Origin of the sequence: Jannaschia sp. Os4, assembly GCF_016820245.1 — a bacterium.
Classification (GTDB): Bacteria; Pseudomonadota; Alphaproteobacteria; order Rhodobacterales; family Rhodobacteraceae; genus Jannaschia.
The window spans coordinates 532424-554472 of the sequence record NZ_JAFCAR010000005.1; the positions used below are offsets into that span (position 1 = coordinate 532424).

The 22049-nt window shown below is 72.9% G+C and carries 20 protein-coding genes and 2 tRNA genes; 15 read left to right on the forward strand and 7 right to left on the reverse strand.

Annotation, left to right across the window (positions count from 1 at the left end):
• The first annotated feature begins 42 nt into the window (after window positions 1-42).
• From metG to JQC91_RS16505, 5 genes are all read left to right on the forward strand, one after another.
• Entirely contained in the window at window positions 43-1761 is a 1719-nt protein-coding gene (gene metG, locus JQC91_RS16485; RefSeq protein WP_203288495.1) for a methionine--tRNA ligase, read from the forward strand.
• Entirely contained in the window at window positions 1731-2129 is a 399-nt protein-coding gene (locus JQC91_RS16490; protein WP_203288496.1) for a VOC family protein, read from the forward strand. Before metG ends, JQC91_RS16490 begins: the two co-directional genes overlap by 31 nt.
• A 151-nt stretch (window positions 2130-2280) precedes the next feature.
• The gene (locus JQC91_RS16495) at window positions 2281-2496 is read left to right on the forward strand and encodes a DUF3072 domain-containing protein (RefSeq protein WP_203288498.1); all 216 of its coding nucleotides are present in this window, start codon (window positions 2281-2283) and stop codon (window positions 2494-2496) included.
• Window positions 2497-2527: 31 nt separating this feature from the next.
• Window positions 2528-3118, forward strand: coding sequence for a tetratricopeptide repeat protein (locus JQC91_RS16500; protein WP_203288501.1), 591 nt, complete (start codon window positions 2528-2530; stop codon window positions 3116-3118).
• A gap of 35 nt (window positions 3119-3153) precedes the next feature.
• Window positions 3154-3236, forward strand: a tRNA-Leu gene (locus JQC91_RS16505).
• A 79-nt stretch (window positions 3237-3315) separates the two neighbouring features.
• On the opposite strand, the gene JQC91_RS16510 is transcribed toward JQC91_RS16505, so the two are convergent.
• The 5 genes from JQC91_RS16510 to hemA all read right to left on the reverse strand — a co-directional run bounded on the left by JQC91_RS16510 (window position 3316) and on the right by hemA (window position 9613).
• The gene (locus JQC91_RS16510) at window positions 3316-4104 is read right to left on the reverse strand and encodes a lytic murein transglycosylase (RefSeq protein ID WP_203288503.1); all 789 of its coding nucleotides are present in this window, start codon (window positions 4102-4104) and stop codon (window positions 3316-3318) included.
• Window positions 4105-4181: 77 nt separating this feature from the next.
• Window positions 4182-5627 carry a cobyric acid synthase gene (locus tag JQC91_RS16515; RefSeq protein ID WP_203288700.1) on the reverse strand — a complete coding sequence of 482 codons (1446 nt, stop codon included), beginning with the start codon at window positions 5625-5627 and terminating at the stop codon, window positions 4182-4184.
• 5 nt (window positions 5628-5632) lie between these two features.
• The gene (ispG, locus tag JQC91_RS16520; protein ID WP_203288505.1) at window positions 5633-6766 is read right to left on the reverse strand and encodes a flavodoxin-dependent (E)-4-hydroxy-3-methylbut-2-enyl-diphosphate synthase; all 1134 of its coding nucleotides are present in this window, start codon (window positions 6764-6766) and stop codon (window positions 5633-5635) included.
• Window positions 6767-6838: 72 nt separating this feature from the next.
• The gene (locus JQC91_RS16525; RefSeq protein WP_203288507.1) at window positions 6839-8176 is read right to left on the reverse strand and encodes a helix-turn-helix domain-containing protein; all 1338 of its coding nucleotides are present in this window, start codon (window positions 8174-8176) and stop codon (window positions 6839-6841) included.
• Between the two features lie 210 nt (window positions 8177-8386).
• The gene (hemA, locus tag JQC91_RS16530) at window positions 8387-9613 is read right to left on the reverse strand and encodes a 5-aminolevulinate synthase (RefSeq protein WP_203288509.1); all 1227 of its coding nucleotides are present in this window, start codon (window positions 9611-9613) and stop codon (window positions 8387-8389) included.
• A 158-nt stretch (window positions 9614-9771) separates the two neighbouring features.
• On the opposite strand from hemA, the gene JQC91_RS16535 reads away from it, so the two are divergent.
• On the forward strand, window positions 9772-11145 hold the full coding sequence (locus JQC91_RS16535) for a M20/M25/M40 family metallo-hydrolase (protein ID WP_203288511.1): 1374 nt from the start codon (window positions 9772-9774) through the stop codon (window positions 11143-11145).
• 281 nt (window positions 11146-11426) lie between these two features.
• On the opposite strand, the gene JQC91_RS16540 is transcribed toward JQC91_RS16535, so the two are convergent.
• Window positions 11427-12668, reverse strand: a complete 1242-nt coding sequence (locus JQC91_RS16540) for a deoxyguanosinetriphosphate triphosphohydrolase (RefSeq protein ID WP_203288513.1) — start codon at window positions 12666-12668, stop codon at window positions 11427-11429.
• A gap of 80 nt (window positions 12669-12748) precedes the next feature.
• Here JQC91_RS16540 and JQC91_RS16545 point away from each other — a divergent pair, with 80 nt between their 5' ends.
• The 4 genes from JQC91_RS16545 (at window position 12749) to JQC91_RS16560 (ending at window position 15758) form a co-directional block, all read left to right on the forward strand.
• Entirely contained in the window at window positions 12749-13081 is a 333-nt protein-coding gene (locus JQC91_RS16545) for an iron-sulfur cluster assembly accessory protein (protein ID WP_203288515.1), read from the forward strand.
• Window positions 13082-13174: 93 nt separating this feature from the next.
• Complete coding sequence (locus JQC91_RS16550) at window positions 13175-13783, forward strand: hypothetical protein (RefSeq protein ID WP_203288518.1); 609 nt, start codon at window positions 13175-13177, stop codon at window positions 13781-13783.
• A gap of 71 nt (window positions 13784-13854) precedes the next feature.
• On the forward strand, window positions 13855-14640 hold the full coding sequence (xth, locus tag JQC91_RS16555) for an exodeoxyribonuclease III (RefSeq protein WP_203288520.1): 786 nt from the start codon (window positions 13855-13857) through the stop codon (window positions 14638-14640).
• 77 nt (window positions 14641-14717) lie between these two features.
• Complete coding sequence (locus JQC91_RS16560) at window positions 14718-15758, forward strand: aldo/keto reductase (protein WP_203288522.1); 1041 nt, start codon at window positions 14718-14720, stop codon at window positions 15756-15758.
• A 31-nt stretch (window positions 15759-15789) separates the two neighbouring features.
• Here JQC91_RS16560 and JQC91_RS16565 read toward each other — a convergent pair whose 3' ends face one another.
• Window positions 15790-16974: an aminoacetone oxidase family FAD-binding enzyme gene (locus tag JQC91_RS16565; protein WP_203288524.1), complete on the reverse strand. Its 1185-nt coding sequence runs from the start codon at window positions 16972-16974 to the stop codon at window positions 15790-15792.
• Window positions 16975-17054: 80 nt separating this feature from the next.
• Here JQC91_RS16565 and JQC91_RS16570 point away from each other — a divergent pair.
• The 5 genes from JQC91_RS16570 (at window position 17055) to JQC91_RS16590 (ending at window position 22035) form a co-directional block, all read left to right on the forward strand.
• Window positions 17055-17129, forward strand: a tRNA-Gln gene (locus tag JQC91_RS16570).
• Between the two features lie 69 nt (window positions 17130-17198).
• Window positions 17199-19145: a 3-hydroxyacyl-CoA dehydrogenase NAD-binding domain-containing protein gene (locus tag JQC91_RS16575; RefSeq protein ID WP_203288525.1), complete on the forward strand. Its 1947-nt coding sequence runs from the start codon at window positions 17199-17201 to the stop codon at window positions 19143-19145.
• Window positions 19142-19966 carry a 3-keto-5-aminohexanoate cleavage protein gene (locus tag JQC91_RS16580; RefSeq protein ID WP_203288526.1) on the forward strand — a complete coding sequence of 275 codons (825 nt, stop codon included), beginning with the start codon at window positions 19142-19144 and terminating at the stop codon, window positions 19964-19966. Before JQC91_RS16575 ends, JQC91_RS16580 begins: the two co-directional genes overlap by 4 nt.
• Window positions 19963-20835: a sugar kinase gene (locus JQC91_RS16585; RefSeq protein ID WP_343070002.1), complete on the forward strand. Its 873-nt coding sequence runs from the start codon at window positions 19963-19965 to the stop codon at window positions 20833-20835. Before JQC91_RS16580 ends, JQC91_RS16585 begins: the two co-directional genes overlap by 4 nt.
• Before the next feature lie 69 nt (window positions 20836-20904).
• On the forward strand, window positions 20905-22035 hold the full coding sequence (locus tag JQC91_RS16590; protein WP_203288527.1) for an ABC transporter substrate-binding protein: 1131 nt from the start codon (window positions 20905-20907) through the stop codon (window positions 22033-22035).
• The last annotated feature ends 14 nt before the right edge of the window (window positions 22036-22049 follow it).

Sequence of the window (22049 nt, forward strand, 5' to 3'; positions counted from 1 at the left end):
GCGTGGGGGGCCTATCTGCGCGCCGACCGCCCGGAGACCGCCATGCCCCGCACCCTCATCACCAGCGCGATCCCCTACATCAACGGGATCAAGCATCTCGGGAACCTCGTGGGCAGCCAACTGCCCGCCGACCTCTACGCGCGCTACCGCCGGGCCCGGGGGGACGAGGTGCTGTTCCTGTGCGCCACGGACGAGCACGGTACGCCCGCCGAGCTGGCCGCCGCCAAGGCGGGCGAGCCGGTGGCCGATTACTGCGCGCGGATGTGGGCGGTGCAGAAGGAACTGGCGGACGGGTTCCGGCTGTCCTTCGACCATTTCGGGCGGTCGTCCAGCCCCCAGAACCACGCGCTGACGCAGCACTTCGCGGGCGCGCTCGACGCCAACGGATACATCGAGGAGCGCAGCGAGCGGCAGGTCTACTCCAACGCCGACGGGCGCTTCCTGCCCGACCGCTACGTCGAGGGGACGTGCCCCAACTGCGGCTACGACCGCGCACGCGGCGACCAGTGCGAGAACTGCACCAAGCAGCTCGACCCCACCGACCTGATCGAGCCGCGCTCGGCCATCTCGGGCTCGACCGACCTCGAGGTGCGCGAGACGAAGCACCTCCACCTGCTCCAGTCCAAGCTGCGCGGCGAGCTGGAGGCGTGGATCGATGGGCAGGAGGAGTGGCCGGTGCTGACCACCTCCATCGCCAAGAAGTGGCTCAACGACGGCGAAGGGCTGCAGGACCGGGGCATCACCCGCGACCTCGACTGGGGCATCCCGGTCAAGCGGGGCGAGGCGGACTGGCCCGGCATGGAGGGCAAGGTCTTCTACGTCTGGTTCGACGCGCCCATCGAGTACATCGCCTGCGCGGGCGAATGGGCCGAGGCGAACGGGCTGGCGGAGGCCGACTGGCGCCGCTGGTGGCGCACGGACGCGGGCGCGGACGACGTCCGCTACGTGCAGTTCATGGGCAAGGACAACGTGCCGTTCCACACGCTCTCCTTCCCCGCCACGCTGATCGGGTCGGGCGAGCCGTGGAAGCGCGTCGACTACCTCAAGTCGTTCAACTACCTCAACTACGACGGCGGCCAGTTCTCCACCTCGCAGGGGCGCGGCGTCTTCATGGACCAAGCGCTGTCCATCCTGCCTGCCGACTACTGGCGCTGGTGGCTGCTGTCCCACGCGCCCGAGTCGTCCGACAGCGAGTTCACGTGGGAGGACTTCCAAGCCTCCGTGAACAGCGACCTCGCCAACGTGCTGGGCAACTTCGTTAGCCGGATCACCAAGTTCACCCGTTCCAAGTTCGGCGACGGCGATGCGGCGGCCCTGCCCGAGGGCGGGACGCCGGGCGACGCGGAGGCCGCGTTGGTGGAGCGCCTGACCACCGGCGTCGCGGAGTATCAGCGCCACATGGACGCGATCGAGATCCGCAAGGCGGCGACGGCGCTGCGCGGCCTCTGGGTCGCGGGCAACGAGTACCTCCAGCAGACCGCCCCGTGGACGGCCTTCAAGACCGACCCGGCGGCCGCCGCCATGCACGCGCGCACGGCGCTCAACCTCATCCCGCTCTACGCGACCCTTTCGGCGCCCTTCATCCCCGACGCCGCCGCTTCCATGCATGCGGCGATGGGGACGGAGCCCGCGTGGCCCGACGCCATCGACCTCGAAGCGCTGAAGCCCGGCCACGGATTCACGGTGCCCGACGTCCTCTTCGCAAAGATCGACGACGCGCAGCGCGAGGAATGGCAGGCGCGGTTCGCGGGCACGCGGTGAGGCTCGCCCTCGTCGCGCTGCTCGTCCCCGACTACGACGAGGCGCTGCGCTTCTTCGTCGATGGCCTCGGCTGGACCTGCACGGCGGACGAGGAGCAAGGGCGCAAGCGCTGGGTCACCGTCCGGCCCGAGGGGGGCTCGGACCTCCTGTTCGCCCGCGCCGAGGGGGACCAGCGGGCCGCCATCGGCAACCAGTTCGGCGGGCGCGTCGGCCTGTTCCTCCAGACTGACGACTTCGCCCGCGACGCCATGCGGATCGAGGCGGCGGGCGGCACCTTCGAGGAGGTTCCGCGCCGCGAGGCCTACGGCACCGTCGCCGTGTGGCGCGACCCGTGGGGCAACCGCTGGGACCTGATCCAGCCGGCCTAGGCGACCACGCCCACGGCCAACGCGCCGCCCAAGGTCATCGCGAGGAAGAAAATTGTCATATGGGCCATGTTCGCCTCCCGTTCGTGTGAACATGAGGGGAACATCCGGAATGCGGCGAAGTTGTGGCATCATGGACCGAAAGGGGAACACCATGACCATCGACACGCCGAAGCAGGACGCACCGGGCAACGCCGACAAGGATCCCGACGACTGGACGACAGGCGACGAGGCCATGACCGGCGCGCAGGCGTCCTACCTCAAGACCCTGAGCGAGGAGGCGGGCGAGCCGTTCGACCCCGACCTCACCAAGGCGGAGGCGTCGAAGCGCATCGACACGCTGCAGGCCGAGACCGGGCGCGGGGCTTGACCGGGCGGGCGGGGGACGCACCATCCCGCCCATGCGTCGCCTCGCCCTCCTCCTCGTCCTCGCCGCCCCCGCAGGGGCCGACTGCCCCCCGGCCGCCGACCTCTCGGCGGCGGACCCGATCTACGACGACCTCGCCCTCGCGCCCAACGCTGCGGCGGCGCGGGACGGGTCGGGGCGCCTCTGGGCGCTCTGGCTGCAGGCCCCCGACGAGCGGGCGCAGGCGCTCCTCGACCGGGGGATGCGGCAGCGCGAGGCCTTCGACCTGCTGGGCAGCCGCGCGACGCTGGGGATGCTGACGGACTACTGCCCCGACTACGCGGAGGGCTGGAACCAGCGGGCCTTCGCCGCCTTCCTCGCCGGGCTGCACGAGGCGGCGCTCGAGGACCTCGACCGCGCCCTCGCGCTGGACCCCCGCCACCTCGGCGCGCTCACCGGGCGTGCGCTGACCTTGGTCGAGCTCGAGCGGTTCGAGGAGGCGCAGGCCGACGTCCGGCGCGCGCTCGACCTCAACCCGTGGCTCGCGGAGCGGGGCATCCTGTCGCTCGACCCAGAGACGGGGCTGTTCGATCCCGACCGTGATCCGGGACGGCCGGGCGAGCGCCCCTCCGGCATCGAACTCTAGACCTCGGACGGCGCGCGCCGTAGCCACGCCCTCATGCGGGCGTGGCGGAACCGGTAGACGCAGGCGACTTAAAATCGCCCGGCCCAGTGCCTTGCGGGTTCGAGTCCCGCCGCCCGTACGCGACCCTTTGGCCTCCCGCCCTGCGGGCTACTCGAGGTCGGGTCAGCCCATCGCTTCGGGCGATGGGCTCGCTGTCCTCAGCGGATGCGCTCGGCCGCCAAGGCGATGGCCTGCTGGTAGACCGTGGCCGCGTTCCACTCGTTCAGGACGCGGAAGTTGCGCGTCCCCTGACCGAAGGGCTGCCCCGGCTGCCAGCCCTTCTGGCGCAGGAAGTTGGCCGTCGAGGCCAGCGCGTCCGCCGCGTCGTAGAAGTTGACGCCGCCCCCGTTGATGTCCTGCCCGTAGCGCATCGCGTTGCCCGGCAGGAACTGCGTGTGGCCCAGCTCGCCGTGGAACGCGCCCCGCTGGTTGGCCGAGAGCATCCCGCGATCGACCATCTGCAGCGCGGCCAAGGCGTGCGGGGTGAAGAACCCCGAGCGGCGGCAGTCGTAGGCGACCGTCGTGATCGACGAGACCACGGGCGTCGAGCCCATGTTGTTGCCGAAGCCCGTCTCCATTCCCCAGATCGAGGCGAGGATGCCGGCGGGCACGCCGTAGCGCTGCTCCAGCGCGTTGAAGAGGTTGCGGTTCTGGTCGACCCGGCGCTGCGCCTGCGCGGCGAAGCTGTCGAGCGAGCCGAGGCGGATGCGGATGAAGTCGTTCAGCGCGTAGCGCACGCCGCGCTGGTTGCGGTCGGCGTTGATCGTGCCTTGGCTGTAGGAGGCGTTGGCCAGCGCCTGCAGGCCGCGCTGCCCGATCCCCGCCCGCTGCGCCTCCGCGGCGAACTCCTGCTTCCAGCGCTCGAACCCGGAGGCGTCGTTGCCGCAGGTGGCGGCGAGGGCGGGCGTGGCGAAGAGGAACGGCAGGGCGAGAAGCAGACGGCGCATGGTGAAGACCCCCAGATGTGCGATGGGCGTCAGGCTAGCAGGGCGGGGCGGGCGCGCAACCAGCGGATGTGTCGCGGTTATCGGATGACGGGCGCGCGCGCGATCCCGCCGAGCGCGTCGAGGTCCAGCGCCGCCGCGAGATGGTCGGCCAGCGCGTCCAGCGTCCGCTCGACGGAGGCGCCGTGATCGAACGCCGTCGCCGCCGCCCCGAGCCGCGCGAGGTAGGCCTGCCGGAACCCGTCCGCCCCGAACAGCCCGTGCAGGTAGCACCCCCGCACCCGCCCGTCCGGCGACGCGGCCGCGTCGCCCACGTCGGCCCATGCCCGCGCCCGGTCCGGCCCGGTCGTCGCGCCGAGATGGATCTCGTAGCCCGAGACGGGGCGGCCGTCCGCGTGCCCGTCCGACAGCCGCACCCGCTTCTCGGGCCGCATCACCGTCTCGACGTCGAGCAGGCCGAGGCCGGGCGCGGAAGCGGGCGGTCCCTCGATCCCGTCCGGGTCCGACACCGTCCGGCCCAGCATCTGGTAGCCGCCGCACAGCCCCATGACATGACCGCCCCGGCGCACGTGCCCCGCGAGGTCGACGTCCCAGCCCTCCGCCCGGAACGCTGCGAGGTCGGCGAGGGTGGACTTGCTGCCGGGGATCAGGACGAGGTCGCAGACCGGGAGGGGGCGCCCCGGCTCGACGATCTCGACCGAGACGGCGGGGTCGGCGGAGAGCGGGTCGAGGTCGTCGAAGTTGGCGATCCGGCCCAGCCGGGGGACGACGACCCGGAACGCGCCGTCCCGCCGCGTGGACGCGATGTCGAGCCCGTCCTCGGCGGGCAGGCGCCATGCGTCCGCGAACCACGGCACCGTCCCGAGGTCGTGCCAGCCGGTGCGCCCGGCGATGGCCGCCGCGCCGTCCGCGAAGAGCGAGACGTCGCCGCGGAACTTGTTGACGAGGAACGCCTCGATCCGGTCCCGGTCCCGCGGCGGGAGCACCGCGTGCGTCCCGACGAGCTGCGCGATCACGCCGCCGCGGTCGATGTCGCCCGCCAGCACGACGGGCAGGTCGGCGGCCTCGGCGAAGCCCATGTTCGCGATGTCGCCCGCGCGCAGGTTGATCTCGGCCGGGCTGCCCGCCCCCTCGACGATCACGAGGTCGGCGCCGGCGCAGAGGCGCGAGAAGGATTGCAACGCGGCATCAAGGAGTTGCGGCTTCATCTTGAAGTAGTTCCGCGCCCGCACGGTCGCCACGCGGCGGCCCTGCACGATCACTTGGCTGCCGGTCTCGGTCTCGGGCTTGAGCAGCACGGGGTTCATGTCCGTGACCGGCGGAACGCCGCAGGCCAGCGCCTGCGTCGCCTGCGCCCGCCCGATCTCGCCACCGTCCGCGGTGACGGCGGCGTTGTTGGACATGTTCTGCGGCTTGAAAGGGCGCACCCGCAGCCCGGCCCGCGCGAAATGGCGGCACAGACCGGCCACGAGGACGGACTTGCCGACGTTGGAGCCGGCGCCTTGGATCATGATCGCGCGGGCCACGGGCGTCACTCGGCGGCGGTCTTCTCCGCGGCCTGCTCGGCCTCCAGGGCGGCGGCCTTGGCCTCCACCTGCTCGACGATGTGGTCGACCATCTGCTCGTTCGACATGCGGTGCGACTGCTTGCCGGCCAGATAGACCATCCCGTTGCCGTTGCCGCCGCCGGTGAAGCCGACGTCGGTCATCAGCGCCTCGCCCGGCCCGTTCACCACGCAGCCGATGATCGAGAGCGACATCGGCGTCTTGATGTGCTCCAGCCGCTTCTCCAGCGTCTCGACGGTCTTGATGACGTCGAAGCCCTGACGGGCGCAGGAGGGGCAGGAGATGATGTTGACGCCCCGGTGGCGCAGGCCCAACGACTTCAGGATCTCGTAGCCGACCTTCACCTCCTCGACCGGATCGGCCGAGAGCGAGACGCGGATCGTGTCGCCGATCCCCATCCAGAGCAGGTTGCCCAACCCGATGGCCGACTTGATCGTGCCGGAGGTCAGGCCCCCCGCCTCGGTGATGCCGAGGTGAATGGGCGCGTCCGTCGCCTCGGCCAGCCCTTGGTAGGCGGCGGCCGCGAGGAACACGTCGCTGGCCTTGCAGGAGATCTTGAACTCGTGGAAGTCGTTGTCCTGCAGGATGCGGATGTGATCGAGGCCGGACTCGATCATCGCCTCGGGGCAGGGCTCGCCGTACTTCTCAAGCAGGTGCTTCTCCAGCGAGCCAGCGTTGACGCCGATGCGGATGGAGCAGCCGTGGTCGCGGGCAGCGGCGATCACTTCCTTCACCCGGTCCGCCGAGCCGATGTTGCCGGGGTTGATCCGCAGGCAGGCCGCGCCCGCCTCCGCCGCCTCGATGCCGCGGCGGTAGTGAAAGTGGATGTCGGCCACGATCGGCACGGACACCTCGGGCACGATCTCCTTCAGGGCGGCCGAGGACGCCTCGTCGGGGACGGAGATGCGGACGATGTCGGCGCCCGCCTCGGCGCAGGCGTTCACCTGCGCGATCGTCCCGGCCACGTCGGTGGTGACCGTGTTCGTCATGGTCTGCACGGAGATCGGAGCGTCGCCGCCCACGGGCACGTCGCCGACCATGATCTTGCGCGAGGGGCGGCGGTCGATCTGGCGCCAAGGGCGGATGGCGTGGAGCGACATGGGAACCTCCGGTGCTGCGCCCTCGACCTAGGCCGGGGGCGCGGGGCTTACAACCGGAGCTTCAGGGAGCCGTCACTCGGTCGGGGCGACCTCGGCCCCGGGCAGGGCGGGGGCGGGCGCGAGCTCGGCCACCACGCGCTCGAGGTCGGCGTCGGAGGCGAGGTCGGCGACCGCGAAGTCCGCCTGCACCGTGTCGGCGGCCAAGGCCACGTTCGAGACGACCTGCGGGCCGGGGGCGACGGGACCGTAGGTCTGGCCCGCGACGGACATGTAGAGCGCGCCGGAGTTGCCGGTGCGCAGCGTCGGCGGCGTCTCCTCGACGGGGACGTCGAACGTGTCGCCTGCCTGCATCACCCCTTCGAACAGGGTCGCGCCGCCCGCGTCGCGGACGCGGACCCACGTCTCGCGCACGGCCACGAGGACCACCTGCTCGGGGCGGGTGGAGAGCACGGGCTGCGCGGGGCCCTCGGTCGCCGGGGCCTCGACGCCCAGCGCGGCGGCCAAGGCGGCGTCCACGGAGGACGCGAGGTCGGGCGCGGCGTTCGCCTCGCCGACGGCGGCGATCTGCGCCTCGGCCCCGGTGCGGGGATCGGCGGGGTCGGGGCGCGGCACGGCGGAGGCGAGGGCGCCGATCGTGCCCGGCGTGATGGTCGAGATCGGCGCGTCGCGCTCGGTCAGGATCGGCGTCTCGAGGACGCGGGGCCGGTAGAGCCGCGCCAGCGCGTCGTCCGTCGGCGGGGTCACGCCCGCCGAATCGGCGGTCTCGGCGGAGGCGGGCTGCAGCGGGTCGAGCTCGGCTACGAGGGTCGGCGCGGTCTCGACGGGGGCGACGGAGACGCGCTGCACCTGCTGCACCACGGTCCAGCCGCCGTAGCCGATGCCGCCGATCAGCAGCGCCATCACGGCCAGCGAGCCGAGCGCGCCCGGCTCGAACCCGGCGAACACGGGGGTGGCGCGGCGGGCGAAGGGGTTGCCGACGCCGCCCAAGGGGTCGGCGGCGGGGCGGCTGCCCGCGGCGGCCTTGACGAAGGACGGCGTGGCCATGACGCCGAACGGGTCCTCCTTGACGCGCACCTCGCGCTCCATCGGCTTGAGCGAGCGGATGCCGTCGAAGCCCGACTCCTCGCAGAAGCGGGCGAAGACGATCTCTTGGTCGAGGCCGAGGTAGCGTGCGTAGGACCGCACGTAGCCCGCGATGAAGGAGGGGGAGTCGAAGGCCGAGAGGTCCGTGTTCTCGATGGCGGCGATGTAGGACGCCTTGATCCGGAGCTCGCGCTGCACGTCCATGAGCGACTTGCCCAAGGTGGCGCGCTCGCCGCGCAGCTCGTCGCCGAGGCGCATCGCGTAGCTGTCGTAGCCGCGCTCCGTCGACGTCGGTTCGTTTGTGCGAATCTTTCCGCGTCCGAACATGGACCTGCCCCGTCCTTTCCCCGCCGCGTGCCCCGGTTTCCGGGTGCGCCCGTCGGATTCGAACCCCGCTTCCCCCACGGCGTTCCACTGCCTTGGCGCTACGCTAGCATCGCGGCGGCCACAATGCACGGAAAGATGCTACGGGGGGTTAAGGCGGGAATTGGCGCGAATCCGCGCGGCCCGGCCCGCGCCGCGGGCGCGGGGGGCGGGTCAGCCCGCGAGCTCGGCCCGGTTGATGCCGCAGTGGCTCCAGAGCGAATCCATCGCGCGGACCAGCCCGTCGATCATCTGCGGGCCGTGCACGGGCGAAGGCGTGAATCGCAGGCGCTCGGTCCCGCGGGGCACGGTGGGGTAGTTGATCGGCTGCACGTAGATGCCATGATCCTCGAGCAGCATGTCCGAGATGCGCTTGGTGTGGACCGGGTCGCCCACCATCACGGGGACGATGTGGCTTCCGTGGTCGATCACGGGCAGGCCCAGCATCTTGAACCGGGTTTTCAGCACGGACGCCCGCTCCTGATGCAGGTCGCGCAGGGTCTGGTCGGACTTGAGGTGCCGCACGCTCGCCGCCGCGCCCGCCGCGACGGCGGGGGGGAGCGACGTCGTGAAGATGAAGCCCGGCGCGTAACTCCTGATGGCGTCGCACATCTTGGCGCTCGCGGCCACGTAGCCGCCCATCACGCCGTAGGCCTTGGCGAGCGTCCCGTTGATCAGGTCGATCCGGTGGGTGAGGCGGTCGCGCTCTGTCACGCCGCCGCCGCGCGGGCCGTACATGCCGACCGCGTGGACCTCGTCGATGTAGGTCAGCGCGCCGAACTCCTCCGCCGCGTCGCAGATCGCCTCGATCGGGCCGAAGTCGCCGTCCATCGAGTAGACCGATTCGAAGGCGACCAGCTTGGGCGCGGCGGGGTCGTCGGCGGCCATCAGCTCGCGCAGGTGGGCCACGTCGTTGTGCCGGAACACCCGCTTGGCGCCGCCGTTGCGGCGCACGCCCTCGATCATCGAGGCGTGGTTGAGCGCGTCGGAGTAGATGATGAGGCCGGGGAAGAGCTTGGGCAGCGTGCTCAGCGTCGCGTCGTTGGCGATGTAGGCCGAGGTGAACAGCAGCGCCGCCTCCTTGTCGTGGAGGTCGGCCAGCTCAACCTCCAGCGCCTTGTGGAAGACGGTCGTGCCCGAGATGTTCCGCGTCCCCCCCGAGCCCGCGCCGGTCGCGTCGAGCGCGTCGTGCATCGCCCCCAGCACGACGGGGTGCTGGCCCATCCCGAGGTAGTCGTTCCCGCACCAGACGGTGATCTCGCGCTCGGTCCCGTCGGGGCGCGTCCACGTCGCGTGGGGGAACTGGCCGCGCCGCCGCTCGATGTCGATGAAGGTCCGGTAGCGGCCTTCGTCGTGCAGCCGCTGGAGGGCGGCGTCGAGCGCGGCGGTGCGGTCCGTCATGGGGCGTCCTTCGTCGTGGCGTGCCGGGCAAATAGGTCGGGCGACGCGCATGTCACAGGGGCCGTTATGTCGCAAGGATCGGCGGAAGGGGAGTCGGGGCGGCGCGGCTGGACGCCGGGCGCGGCGCGGGCCACCGTGGCGGCAAAGCAGGAGATCCCATGACCGACCGCGCCGCCCCCGTCCTCGACCGCCTCGACGACCAGATGCCCGCCGCCCTCGAGCGTCTGTCGGAGCTGCTCCGCATCCCCTCGATCTCGACCGATCCCGCCTATGCCGACGCCTGCACGGCCGCCGCCGACTGGATGGTGGCCGACCTCGCCTCGATGGGGCTGGACGCCTCGCGCCGGGACACACCGGGACGCCCGATGGTGGTGGCCCATGCGGACGGGCCGCCGGGCGGGGAGGGACCGCACCTGCTGTTCTACGGGCACTACGACGTGCAGCCGGTGGACCCGCTCGACCTGTGGCGCCGCGACCCGTTCGACCCGGTGGTGGAGGACGGGGCGATCCGGGCGCGCGGCGCGTCGGACGACAAGGGCCAGTTGATGACCTTCGTCGAGGCGCTGCGGGCGTGGATCGCGGTGCACGGCGCGCCGCCCTGCAGGCTGACGATCCTCCTGGAGGGCGAGGAGGAGTCGGGCTCGCCCTCGCTGGTGCCGTTCCTGCGGGAGAACGCCGCCGAGCTGCGCGCCGACCTCGCCCTCATCTGCGACACCGGCCTCTACGACGACCGGGTGCCCGCGATCGCGACGTCCCTGCGCGGGCTGCTGGGCGAGGAGATCGTGATCCACGGGGCGAACCGCGACCTGCACTCGGGCAGCTACGGCGGGATCGCGATGAACCCGATCCGCGTGCTGACGCGGATCCTCGGCGGGCTGCACGACGCGGAAGGGCGCGTGCGGGTGCCGGGCTTCTACGACGGCGTCCCCGAACTGGAGCCGGAGCGGAAGAAGGCGTGGCAGGATCTCGGCTTCGCGGCGGAGGCGTTCCTCGGCGAGGTGGGCCTCGCCGATCCGGCGGGGGAGCGGGGGCGGATGCCGCTGGAGATGATCTGGTCGCGGCCCACGGCGGAGATCAACGGCATCCTCGGCGGCTACACCGGCGCGGGGTTCAAGACGGTGCTGCCCGCGCAGGCGTCGGCCAAGGTGTCGTTCCGCCTCGTGGCGGGACAGGATCCGCACCGCCTGCGCGAGTCGTTCCGCGACTGGGTGATGGCGCAGATCCCGGCCGACTGCCGGGTGGAGTTCCACGGGCACGGCGCCTCGCCCGCCTCGGCGATGGACACCTCGCACCCGCTCTTCGACGCGGCGCGCGAGGCCTTGTCGGAGGAGTGGGGCGACGCGGCGGTGTTCACCGGTATGGGTGGCTCGATCCCCATCGCGGGGCACTTCCGCGAGGAGTTGGGGATGGAATCGATGCTGGCTGGCTGGGCCAAGGACGACGACCGCATCCACTCGCCCAACGAGAAGTACGACCTCGACAGCTTCCACAAGGGGATGCGGTCGTGGGCGCGGGTGCTGGCACGGGTGTGATCCTCGGGCGGGGCGCGCGGGCGCGTCCCTCGCTCTCTCGGTCCCCCGTGGGGGAAGGAAGATCGGCGCCGCGTCCCGTCCCGTTGTCCGGGGTGGGGACGGACGAACCTTGCTGCCCTGCCACGCTGAGGTGGCCTGGTCGTCTTCGAGGCCGGCCGACGAGGCGACATCTCTCGATGCTCGTCGGGGTCCGTCATGATCCTGTCCGGGGTCTCCCCCGGTGCGCGCAGGAAGGGTGATCAGGGCGAGCGGTTAAGGAAGCGTGAAGGGCGGGGGGGCGGTCAGGCGTCGAACCCCTCGATCCCGCCGATCAGCCGCTCGTGCGTCTGGATCGCGAAGCGGTCCGTCATCCCGGCGATGTAGTCCGACACCAGCCGCGCGATGGCCGTGTCGCCGTCGGCGGCGTCGATGTCCTTGCGCCACTGCTTCGGCAGGTCGGCGGGATGGGCGCAGAGATAGGGGAAGAGCTCGTCCACCACGCGCGTCGCCCGCTTGCGCATCGCCACGACGTCGGGCGCGCGGTACATGCGCTCGAACAGGAAGCGGCGGATGACGTGAAGGTCGGCCCACAGCCCGTCGGAGAACCGTGCCATCGCGCGGCCCGCATGGCGCACGTCCTCGGCCGAGCCGGGGGCGAGGGCCGCGAGGTTCCGCTCGGTCACCGCGATCACGTCCTCGACCAGCACCCCGAAGAAGCGGCGCAGCGCCTCGTGGCGGCGGCGGTAGAGGTCGAGGCCGGGATAGGTGCGGTCCACCTCGGCGAAGCAGCGGTCGAGGACGGGCAGCTCCGACAGCTCGGCCGTGGAGAACAGCTCGGCGCGCAGCCCGTCGTGGAGGTCGTGGTGGTTGTAGGCGATGTCGTCCGACAGCGCGGCGACCTGCGCCTCGGCGGAGGCATGGGTCGAGAGTTCGAGGTCGTGCCACGCCGCGTAGTCCTGCAGCGCGTAGTGCGCGGGCTCGGGGACGGGGCCGTTGTGCTTGGCGATGCCCTCGAGCGTCTCCCACGTGAGGTTCAGCCCGTCGAAGCTGGCGTAGTGCCGCTCCAGCGATGTGACGATGCGGATGGCCTGCGCGTTGTGGTCGAAGCCGCCATGGGGCTGCATCAGCCGGTCCAGCGCCTCCTCGCCCGTGTGGCCGAAGGGCGGGTGGCCGAGGTCGTGGGCCAGCGCCACGGCCTCGGCCAGGGCGACGTTGAGGCCCAGGTGCCCCGCGATGGTCCGCGCGACCTGCGCCACCTCGATGGAGTGGGTCAGGCGGGTGCGGAAGTAGTCGCCCTCGTGCTCGATGAAGACCTGCGTCTTGTGCTTGAGGCGGCGGAACGCGCTGGAATGGATGATCCGGTCGCGGTCGCGCTGGAACGGGGAGCGGTGGCGGCTCTCCTCCTCGGGGTGCAGGCGGCCGCGGGTGGCCAAGGGGTCGCAGGCGTAGGGCGCGAAGGACGGCGAGGGCGCGGGCGCGGCGCCGGGCACGCGCGTGCCGGACCGGACGTCCGTCCGTGCGTCGCTGCGGGGGGCGGTGGTCATGTGCGCTCCCTTGGCGGTCGGCCCTCTCCTCCATATATCGACGCCACGCCGGAATGTTACCCCGTGCCCGGAGACCCGTCATGGACCTGTCCACGCTGCCCCCCAAGGTCACTCCCCGCGCCTTCGAGCGCCTGTCCGAGATCGGCGCGGCCGCGCAGGGCAAGGCCCTGCGCGTCGCGGTGGAGGGCGGGGGCTGCTCGGGCTTCCAGTACAGCATCGACCTCGGCGAGCCGGAGACGACGGACCTCAGGCTGGAGGGGCAGGGCGAGTGCGTGGTGATCGACGAGGTGTCGCTGCCGTTCCTCGGCGGCGCGACGATCGACTTCACCGAGGAGCTGATCGGCGCGCGCTTCACCATCGAGAACCCGAACGCTTCGTCCTCCTGCGGCTGCGGGGTGTCCTTCTCGCTCTGAGCCGAGGCGGCGATTCCACGCGAATGCGCGAGGGCCGCCCCATATCCGCCATCTGAAGGCGGCAGGTGTCCGGCAACCGATCCGGAGGCCCCCATGTCCGACCCCGTCACCGAAGCCGACATCCGCGCCGACCTCCGCCGCCTCGTGGGGCGCGGGCGCCGCGCGGCGGTCGCCGCGCGGGCGGGCCTCGCCGCGCGGCCCGGCCCGGCCCGCCTCGCGCCGCTGCGGATGGCGGGGCTCGGCGCGATGGCGCTGCAGCTCGGCATGGTCGCGGCGTGGTCCGTCCTGCCGGAGCCGGACGGGCGCGTCGTGCTGGAGAACATCGAGATGACCGCGGGCGAGACCCGCTTCGCGCCGCGTCCGGTGATCGTGCGCGCCGCGCCGCCCGCGGAGGCGGGCGAGGTGCCCGGCCGCTGGCACCGTTGGGTGCCCATCGCGCGCGACGCCGCCGCGTGGGCCGCCGCGCTGGAGGTGGCCGCCACGCGCCCCTCCGACGACCTGCGCGCGGAGGCGGACCGCATGGCCGACCTGCTCCGCTCGCTCCGCGCCAGCCGGGCGCCCGCCGACGCGGAGGTGCTGGACTGGGCGGCGGACGAGGCGGCGCTGCTGCTCGCCGCGCTGGAGGCGCAGCGCGCCGCGCCGCCCGCGCGCGGGGCCGACCTCGCCGGGATGCTGGCGCTCTTGGCGGTCGAGCGGGGCTGACATCGCGGCGCGCGCTCCGTAGGGGAGGGGGATGACCCCGACCGCGCGCCCCGCCCGATGAAGACCGCCCCATGAAGATCGCGACGTGGAACGTGAACGGGATCAAGGCCCGTCTCCAGACCGTGCGCCGCTGGCTGGAGGAGGACGCGCCCGACGTGGCCGTCCTGCAGGAGATCAAGTCCACCGACGAGGCCTTCCCGACCGAGGAGCTGATCGACGGGACGGGCTACTCGATCCACACCCACGGGCAGAAGGGCTTCAACGGGGTCGCGCTCCTGTCCCGCGTGGAGCTGGACGACGTGACGCGCGGCCTGCCGGGCGACGACGCGGACGAGCAGGCGCGCTACATCGAGGCGACGGCGATCGGCGAGCGCGACGCGGTGCGGGTCTGCGGGCTCTACCTGCCCAACGGCAACCCGGCGCCGGGGCCGAAATACGACTACAAGCTGGGCTGGATGGCGCGGCTGGAGGCGCGCGCGCGCGAACTGTTGGCCGAGGAGACGCCGTTCCTGATGACCGGCGACTTCAACGTCATCCCCGACGACCGCGACGCGCTGCAGCCCGCGCGCTGGCACGACGACGCGCTGGCCCTGCCGCAGACGCGCGGCGCCTATCGGCGGATCGTGAACCTCGGGCTGACGGACGCGCTGCGGGCGCGCACGCCCGCGCCGCACCACTTCACCTTCTGGGACTACACCAAGGGCGCGTGGGAGCGGAACGACGGCATCCGCATCGACCACTTCCTGCTCTCGCCCGCCGTGGCGGACCGGATGCGCGACGTGACGATCCAAGCGGAGCTGCGCGGGCGCGACAAGCCGTCGGACCACGTGCCCGTCTGGCTGACGCTGGACCTCTGACGCCCCTTCCTCTTGCCGCAAATATCCCGGGGGTCCGGGGGCAGAGCCCCCGGCGCCCGCCACCAAGGAGCCGCGACATGCGCACCGTTCCCCTCGGCCGCCACGACACGATCACCGAGATCATGCTCGGCACCATGACCTACGGCGCCCAGACCCCGCCCGAGGACGCCCACGCGCAGATGGACCTCGCCGTGGAGGCGGGGGTCACGTGGCTCGACGCGGCCGAGGTCTATCCGGTCAACCCGATGCTGGCCGAGACGGCGGGCCGGACCGAGGAGATCATCGGCGACTGGGTCGCGGCGGGGAACGCGGGCAAGCTGCGCATCGCGACCAAGCACGCGGGCGAGGGCGGCGTGGTGCGCGGGGGGGAGGCGATCACCGCCGAGACGATCCCCGGCGCGATCGAGGGGTCTCTGAAGCGGCTGCAGGTCGAGGCGATCGACCTCTACCAGTTCCACTGGCCCAACCGGGGCTCCTACATGTTCCGCAAGAACTGGACCTACGCGCCGACCGGGGACGGCGCCTCGCGAAAGGCGGAGGTCGTCCAGAACCTTGCGGACTGCGTGGGCGCGTTGGAGCGGGAGGTCGAGCGCGGCACGATCCGGGCCTTCGGCACGTCCAACGAATCCGCATGGGGCATGGCGCGCTGGTGCGACGCCGCCGGGGACGGGCCCGCGCGTCCCGTGTCGATCCAGAACGAGTACTCGCTGCTCTGCCGCCTCGCGGACACGGACCTCGCGGAATGCATGGTCCACGAGGAGATCACCATGCTCGCCTTCTCGCCGCTGGCGGCGGGCCTGCTGACGGGCAAGTACCAAGGCGGCGCGGTGCCCGAGGGGTCGCGCCGCTCGATCAACGGCGGCTTGGGCGGACGCATGTCCGACCGGGTCGAGGGGGCCGTGGACGCCTACCTGCGGCTCGCGGCGGACCACGGGGTCGATCCGGTGCACCTGTCGCTGGCGTGGCTGCGGCACCGCCCCTTCGCCTGCTCGGCCATCCTCGGGGCGACGACGCTGGCGCAGTTGCAGCACGGGCTGAAGGCGGTGGATGTCGACCTGTCCGACGAGACCGTCGCGGCGGTGGACGAGGTGCACAAGGCGTGGCCGCTGCCGTACTGACGCGACGGCGGACGCCCGAAGAGGCAGGGGGCTAGACCGCCTGTCCCGCCGCCCAGCCCGAGGCCCACGCCCACTGGAAGTTGTAGCCCCCCAGCCAGCCGGTCACGTCCACCACCTCGCCCACGAAGTGCAGGCCGGGCACGGACCGCGCCTCCAGCGTCCGCGGGTCCAGCGCGTCCGTCGCCACGCCGCCCCGCATGACCTCCGCCGTGCGGTAGCCCTCCGACCCCGACGGCTGGACGGTCCACGCCCGCGCCGCGCGCTCCAACGCGGAGAGCTTGGCGTTCGACTGGTCGGCGAGGTTGCCGGCGATGCCGGCCCGCGCGATCACGGCCTTCGCCAACCGCTCCGGCATGTGCCGCGCCAGCGCGGTCGCCACCCCCATGCGCCCCCCCGCCTGCCGCTGGGCGGCCAGCGCGTCCGCGAGGTCGGTCCCGTGGGCGAGGTCCACCTCCACCGGCGCCCCCTCGCGCCAGTAGGACGACGCCTGCAGCACGGACGGCCCCGACAGGCCCCGGTGCGTGAAGAGCAGCCCGTCCGCGAAGGCCGGCCCGTCCGCGCGCACCGCGCCCTCCACGGACGCGCCCGCCAAGGCCGCCATCTCTTCGCGCAGGCCGCCCTCGAAGGTGAGCGGGACGAGGGCCGCGCGGGTGTCGACGACGGGCAGGCCGAACGCCCGCGCGATCCGCAGGCCACGGTCCGTCGCGCCCATCTTGGGGATCGGCTTGCCGCCCAAGGCCACGATCACCTTGGCCGCGCGCTCGGTCCCGCCGGACGTCGCGACGGCGAACCCGCCCTCGGCGCGCGTCACGTCCCCGACCGTCGTGGACGGGCGCAGTTCCGCGCCCGCGCCCCGCAGGTCGGACACCAGCCAGTCAACCACCTCTCGCGCCGAGCCCGCGCAGAACAGCTGGCCGAGCGCCTTCTCCGTCCATTCGATGCCCGCGGCCTCCAGCCGGTCGAGGAAGGCGCGCGCCGGGTGCCGCGACAGCGCCGAGAGCGCGAAGCGGGGGTTCTCCGACAGGAACCTCTCCGAGATCGTCGCGCGCGAGATCCCGAGATTCGTGAAGTTGCAGCGCCCCCCGCCGGAGATGCGGATCTTCTCGCCGGGATGCCGGTTGCCCTCGATCACGAGCACCCGCCGCCCGCGTCGCGCCGCCTCGATCCCGGCGTAGAGCCCGGCGGCCCCGCCGCCCAGAACGATCACGTCCCACATGGGCCCGCCCTAGCCGGTCGCGGGAGGGGCCGCGAGGGGCTTGCGCCCCGCCGCGCCCCCGTCTATCCCGCACCCCGCGTTGGGGTGTAGCCAAGCGGTAAGGCAGCGGTTTTTGGTACCGTGTACCGTAGGTTCGAATCCTACCACCCCAGCCATTTTCCCCTCTTCCGGTCTTCCGCCGCCGCCTCCGGGCGGGCAGGGTACGCGCGATCCGAGGAGGCTCCATGACCGTCACCATCGAGCGCGCCGGCCGCATCGCGCGGGTCACCATCGACAACCCCCCGATCAACGCCGCCTCGCACGCGGTGCGGCGCGGGCTGGTGGAGGCCGTGGCGGCGACGGAGGCGGACGGCGCGGTCGCCGCCGTCGTGCTGCGCGCGGCGGGCCGGACGTTCACGGCCGGGGCCGACGTCCGCGAGTTCGGCCAGCCGCCCCGGGAGCCGCACCTCCCCGACGTGGTCCTCGCGCTGGAGGGGGCGGCGAAGCCGTGGGTCGCCGCGCTGCACGGCACGGTGCTGGGCGGGGGGCTGGAGATCGCACTCGGCTGCGCCCATCGGATCGCGGCGCCGGGCACCAAGCTCGGGTTCCCCGAGGTGAACCTCGGGCTGATCCCCGGGGCGGGCGGCACGGTGCGCGCGCCGCGCCTGATCGACCCCGCCGCCGCCCTCGGCCTCTGCGCGGGCGGGCGGCCGGTGGACGCGACGGAGGCCGCGGCGCTGGGCCTCGTGGACGCGGTGGCCGAGGGCGACCTCGACGCGGCGGCGACCGCGATGGCCGAGCGCGCCGCCGATGCCCCGCGCCCCGTCCCGTTGGCCGCGCGCGCGCCCCTGCCGGCGTCCGACGACTGGCCGGATCGGGTGGCGCGGGCTGTGGCCGAGGCCGGCCCCGTCCATGCCCCCCGCGCCGCAGCCGAGGCGGTGGACCGGGCGGTGCGGCTCGGGGCGGACGACGCCCTTGCCGCCGAGCGCGCCGCCTTCGTCCGCCTGAGGGACGATCCGCAGAGCGCCGCGCTGCGCCACGTGTTCTTAGCCGAGCGCGCGGCGTCGAAGCTGCCCGAGCTGAAGGGCGTGGACCCCCGCCCCGTGGACCGGGTGGGCGTCGTCGGCGGCGGGACGATGGGCGCGGGCATCGCGAGCGCCTGCCTGCTGCGCGGCCTGCACGTGACGCTGCTCGAGCGCGACGACGCGGCGGCGGAGGCGGGGCGGGGCCGGATCGAGGGCATCCTCGCGGACAGCCACCGGCGGGGCCTCGTCGACGCGGCGCGCCACGCCGCGCTCCGCGACGCGCTCGCGGTGGCGACCGATCCTGCGGCCCTCGCCCCCGCCGACCTCGTGATCGAGGCGGTGTTCGAGGACATGGAGGTGAAGGCCGGGGTGCTGTCGAGCGTCGAGGCCGTGGTCCGCGACGACGCCATCCTCGCCTCCAACACCTCCTATCTCGACCTCGACGCGCTGGCGGCGCGTGCCCGCGTGCCCGAACGCGTCATCGGCCTTCACTTCTTCTCGCCCGCCCACGTCATGAAGCTGCTGGAGGTCGTCATCCCCGACGGCTGCGCCCCGGACGTGGTCGCCACCGGGTTCGCCTTGGCCAAGCGGCTGGGCAAGATCGCGGTGCCCGCCGGGGTCTGCGACGGGTTCGTCGGCAACCGCATCATGGCGGCCTACCGCCGGGCCGCGGAGTTCATGGTCGCCGACGGGGCGGCGCCCGCGCAGGTCGACGCGGCGATGCGCGGTCACGGATGGCGGATGGGCCTCTTCGAGGTGCAGGACCTCGCCGGGCTCGACATCGCATGGGCCATGCGGAAGCGCCGCGCGGCGACGCGCGATCCGGGGGAGCGGTACTTCGACGGGCCGGACCGGCTCTGCGAGATGGGCCGCCTCGGGCGCAAGGCGGGGGCGGGGTGGTACGACTACGCCGAGGGCAGGGCCGTGGAATCCGAGACCGTCGCGCGCGTCCTCGACGCGGCGCGGGCGGACGCGGGCCTCACGCCGCGCCGCTTCACGGACGCGGAGATCGTCGACGGCCTGCTCGCCGCCATGCGCGCCGAGGCCGAGGCGGTGCTGGCCGAGGGCATCGCGCGGTCGGCGGACGACATCGACGTGGTGATGATCAACGGCTACGGCTTCCCCCGCTGGCGCGGCGGGCCGATGTTCTCCGGGAGGGCGGGATGACACCCGCGATCGTCTGCGTGGCGATCACCGGATCCCTGCCGCGGAAGTCCGACAATCCGGCGGTCCCCATCACCGTGGCCGAGCAGATCGATAGCACGGTCGAGGCCTTCGAGGCGGGCGCGGCCATCGCCCATTGCCACGTCCGCGACGACGACGGCGCGCCAACCGCCGATCCGGGCCGGTTCGCCGACCTCAAGGCGGGCATCGAGGAGGCCTGCCCCGGCATGGTGGTGCAGCTCTCGACCGGCGGGCGCACGGGGGCGGGGCGGGAACGGGGCGGGATGATCCCGCTGCGCCCGGACATGTGCTCGCTGTCGGTGGGGTCGAACAATTTCCCGACCCGCGTCTACGAGAACCCGCCCGATCTCGTGGACTGGCTGGCCGCTGAGATGGTCGCCCACGACGTCGTGCCCGAGATCGAGTGCTTCGACCTCTCCCACCTCTATCAGGCGGCCGCGATGCACGCGGACGGGCGCCTGCCCGCGCGACCCTACTGCCAGTTCGTCATGGGCGTTCGGAACGCCATGCCGGTGGACCGGGTGGCCTTCGACGCGATGCTGACGGCCAAGCGGCACCTGTTCGGCGACGCGCCTTGGTGCGCCGCGGGGATCGGGGCGGGGCAGGCCGTGCTGAACGACTGGGCGGCGGAGGCGGGCGGGCATCTGCGGACGGGGCTGGAGGACAACGTGCGCATGGACCGCGAGACGCTGGCACCGTCGAACGCGGCGCTCGTGGAGCGGGCGGTCGGGATCGCCGCCCGGCACGGGCGGCGGCCCGCGACGACGGACGAGGCGCGGGCGATCCTGGGGCTCCGCCCGTGATCCTCTGCGTCGGGGAGTGCATGGTCGAGCTGTCCCCCGACGGGCCGGGCCGCCTGCGCGAGGGCTTCGCGGGGGACACCTTCAACACGGCGTGGTACCTCGCCCGGCTGGACGAGCCGGTGGGCTTCGTCTCGGCGGTCGGGCGGGACGCGCTGTCGGACGACATGCTGGCCTTCATGGCGGCGGCGGGGGTCGGGACCGCCCATGTCCTGCGCCGCGACGATGCGACGGTGGGCCTCTATCGCATCGCGCTCCGCGACGGGGAGCGGTCCTTCACCTACTGGCGCGGCCAGTCCGCCGCCCGCCGCCTCGCCGACGATCCGGCCCGGCTGCGCGTCGCCTTCGCCGGGGCCGACGTGCTCTACCTCTCGGGGATCACGCTGGGCATCCTCGCAGGCGCGGCCCGCGCCGCCCTGCTGGCGGAGGTCGCCCGCGCCCGCGCGGGGGGCGCGCGCGTGGCGTTCGACCCGAACCTGCGGCCCGCGCTCTGGCCCTCGTCCGACGCGATGCGCGCCGCGGTCTCCGAGGCGGCGGAGGTCTCGGACGTCGTGCTGCCGTCGCACGAGGACGAGGCGACGTGGTTCGGCGACGCCAACCCCGCCGCGACGCTCGCCCGCTACCGGTCCCTCGGCGCGGGGGAGGTGGTGGTGAAGGACGGTGGCGCGCCGGTGCTGGCCTACGTGGACGGGGCGGACCTGACCGTTCCGTGCCCCCCGGCGGAGGTCGTCGACAGCACGGCGGCGGGGGACAGCTTCAACGCGGGCTACCTCGCGGCGCGGCGCGCGGGGCAGGGGGCCGCGCCCGCCATCCGCGCCGGGGCGGCCCTCGCCGCCCGCGTCATCGGCGCGAAGGGCGCGCTCGTCGACTGACCGCCGGCCTCTTCCCTTCCGTCCCGGCCCGTCGCACAAACCCGCGAGGGACAGAGGGAGGGACGACCCATGACGCGATTCCTGTGCGCGACGGCGCTCGCCGCGCTGGCGGCCACGGCGGCCGCCGCCGACACCAAGGTCGGCATGATCACCACGCTGTCGGGCGGGGGCGCGGGCCTCGGGATCGACGTGCGCGACGGCTTCATGCTCGCCATCGAGCGGTCGGGGCGCGACGACGTGGAGGTCGTGATCCGCGACGACCAGCGCAAGCCGGACGTGGCGGTGCAGCTCGCCGACGAGATGATCCAGTCCGAGCGCGTCGACGTGCTGACCGGCATCATCTTCTCGAACCTCGCGATGGCGGTGATCCCGTCGGCCACCGCGCAGGGCAAGTTCTACCTGTCGCCCAACGCCGGGCCGTCCGCGATGGCGGGGCGGGGCTGCCACGAGAACTACTTCAACGTCGCGTGGCAGAACGACAACCTGCACGAGGCGGCGGGCGCCTACGCCAACGAGGCGGGCTACGCCAACTCCTTCATCCTCGCGCCGAACTACCCCGCGGGGCAGGACGCGCTCACGGGCTACAAGCGCTTCTTCGAGGGCGGGATCGCGGACGAGGTCTATACGCAGCTGGGCCAGACCGACTACGCCGCCGAGATCGCGCAGATCAGGGCGTCGGGCGCCGACAGCGTGTTCTTCTTCCTGCCGGGCGGGATGGGGATCAGCTTCCTGAAGCAATACGCCGACTCGGGCGTGGACATCCCCGTGGTGGGGCCCGCCTTCTCCTTCGACCAGGGCATCCTGCAGGCCGTGGGCGAGGCCGCGTTGGGCGTGGTGAACACGTCCCAGTGGAACAAGGACCTCGACGTGCCCGGCAACGCCGAGTTCGTGGAGGCGTTCGAGGCCGCCTACGGGCGCCTGCCGTCGCTCTACGCCTCCCAAGGCTACGACACCGCGAACCTCCTGCTGTCGGCTCTGGACGCGGCGGACGTCTCGGACGCCGACGCCTTCCGCGAGGCGCTGCGCGCCGCCGACTTCCAGAGTGTGCGCGGCGACTTCGCCTTCGGCCCGAACCACCACCCGGTCCAGACGATCTACGCCCGCGAGGTGGTGCAGGAGGGCGACGTGTTCACCAACCGCCTGATCGGCCCCGCGCTGGAGGACCATTCCGACGCCTACGCCGCCGAGTGCGGGATGTGATCTCCGGCCCCCGC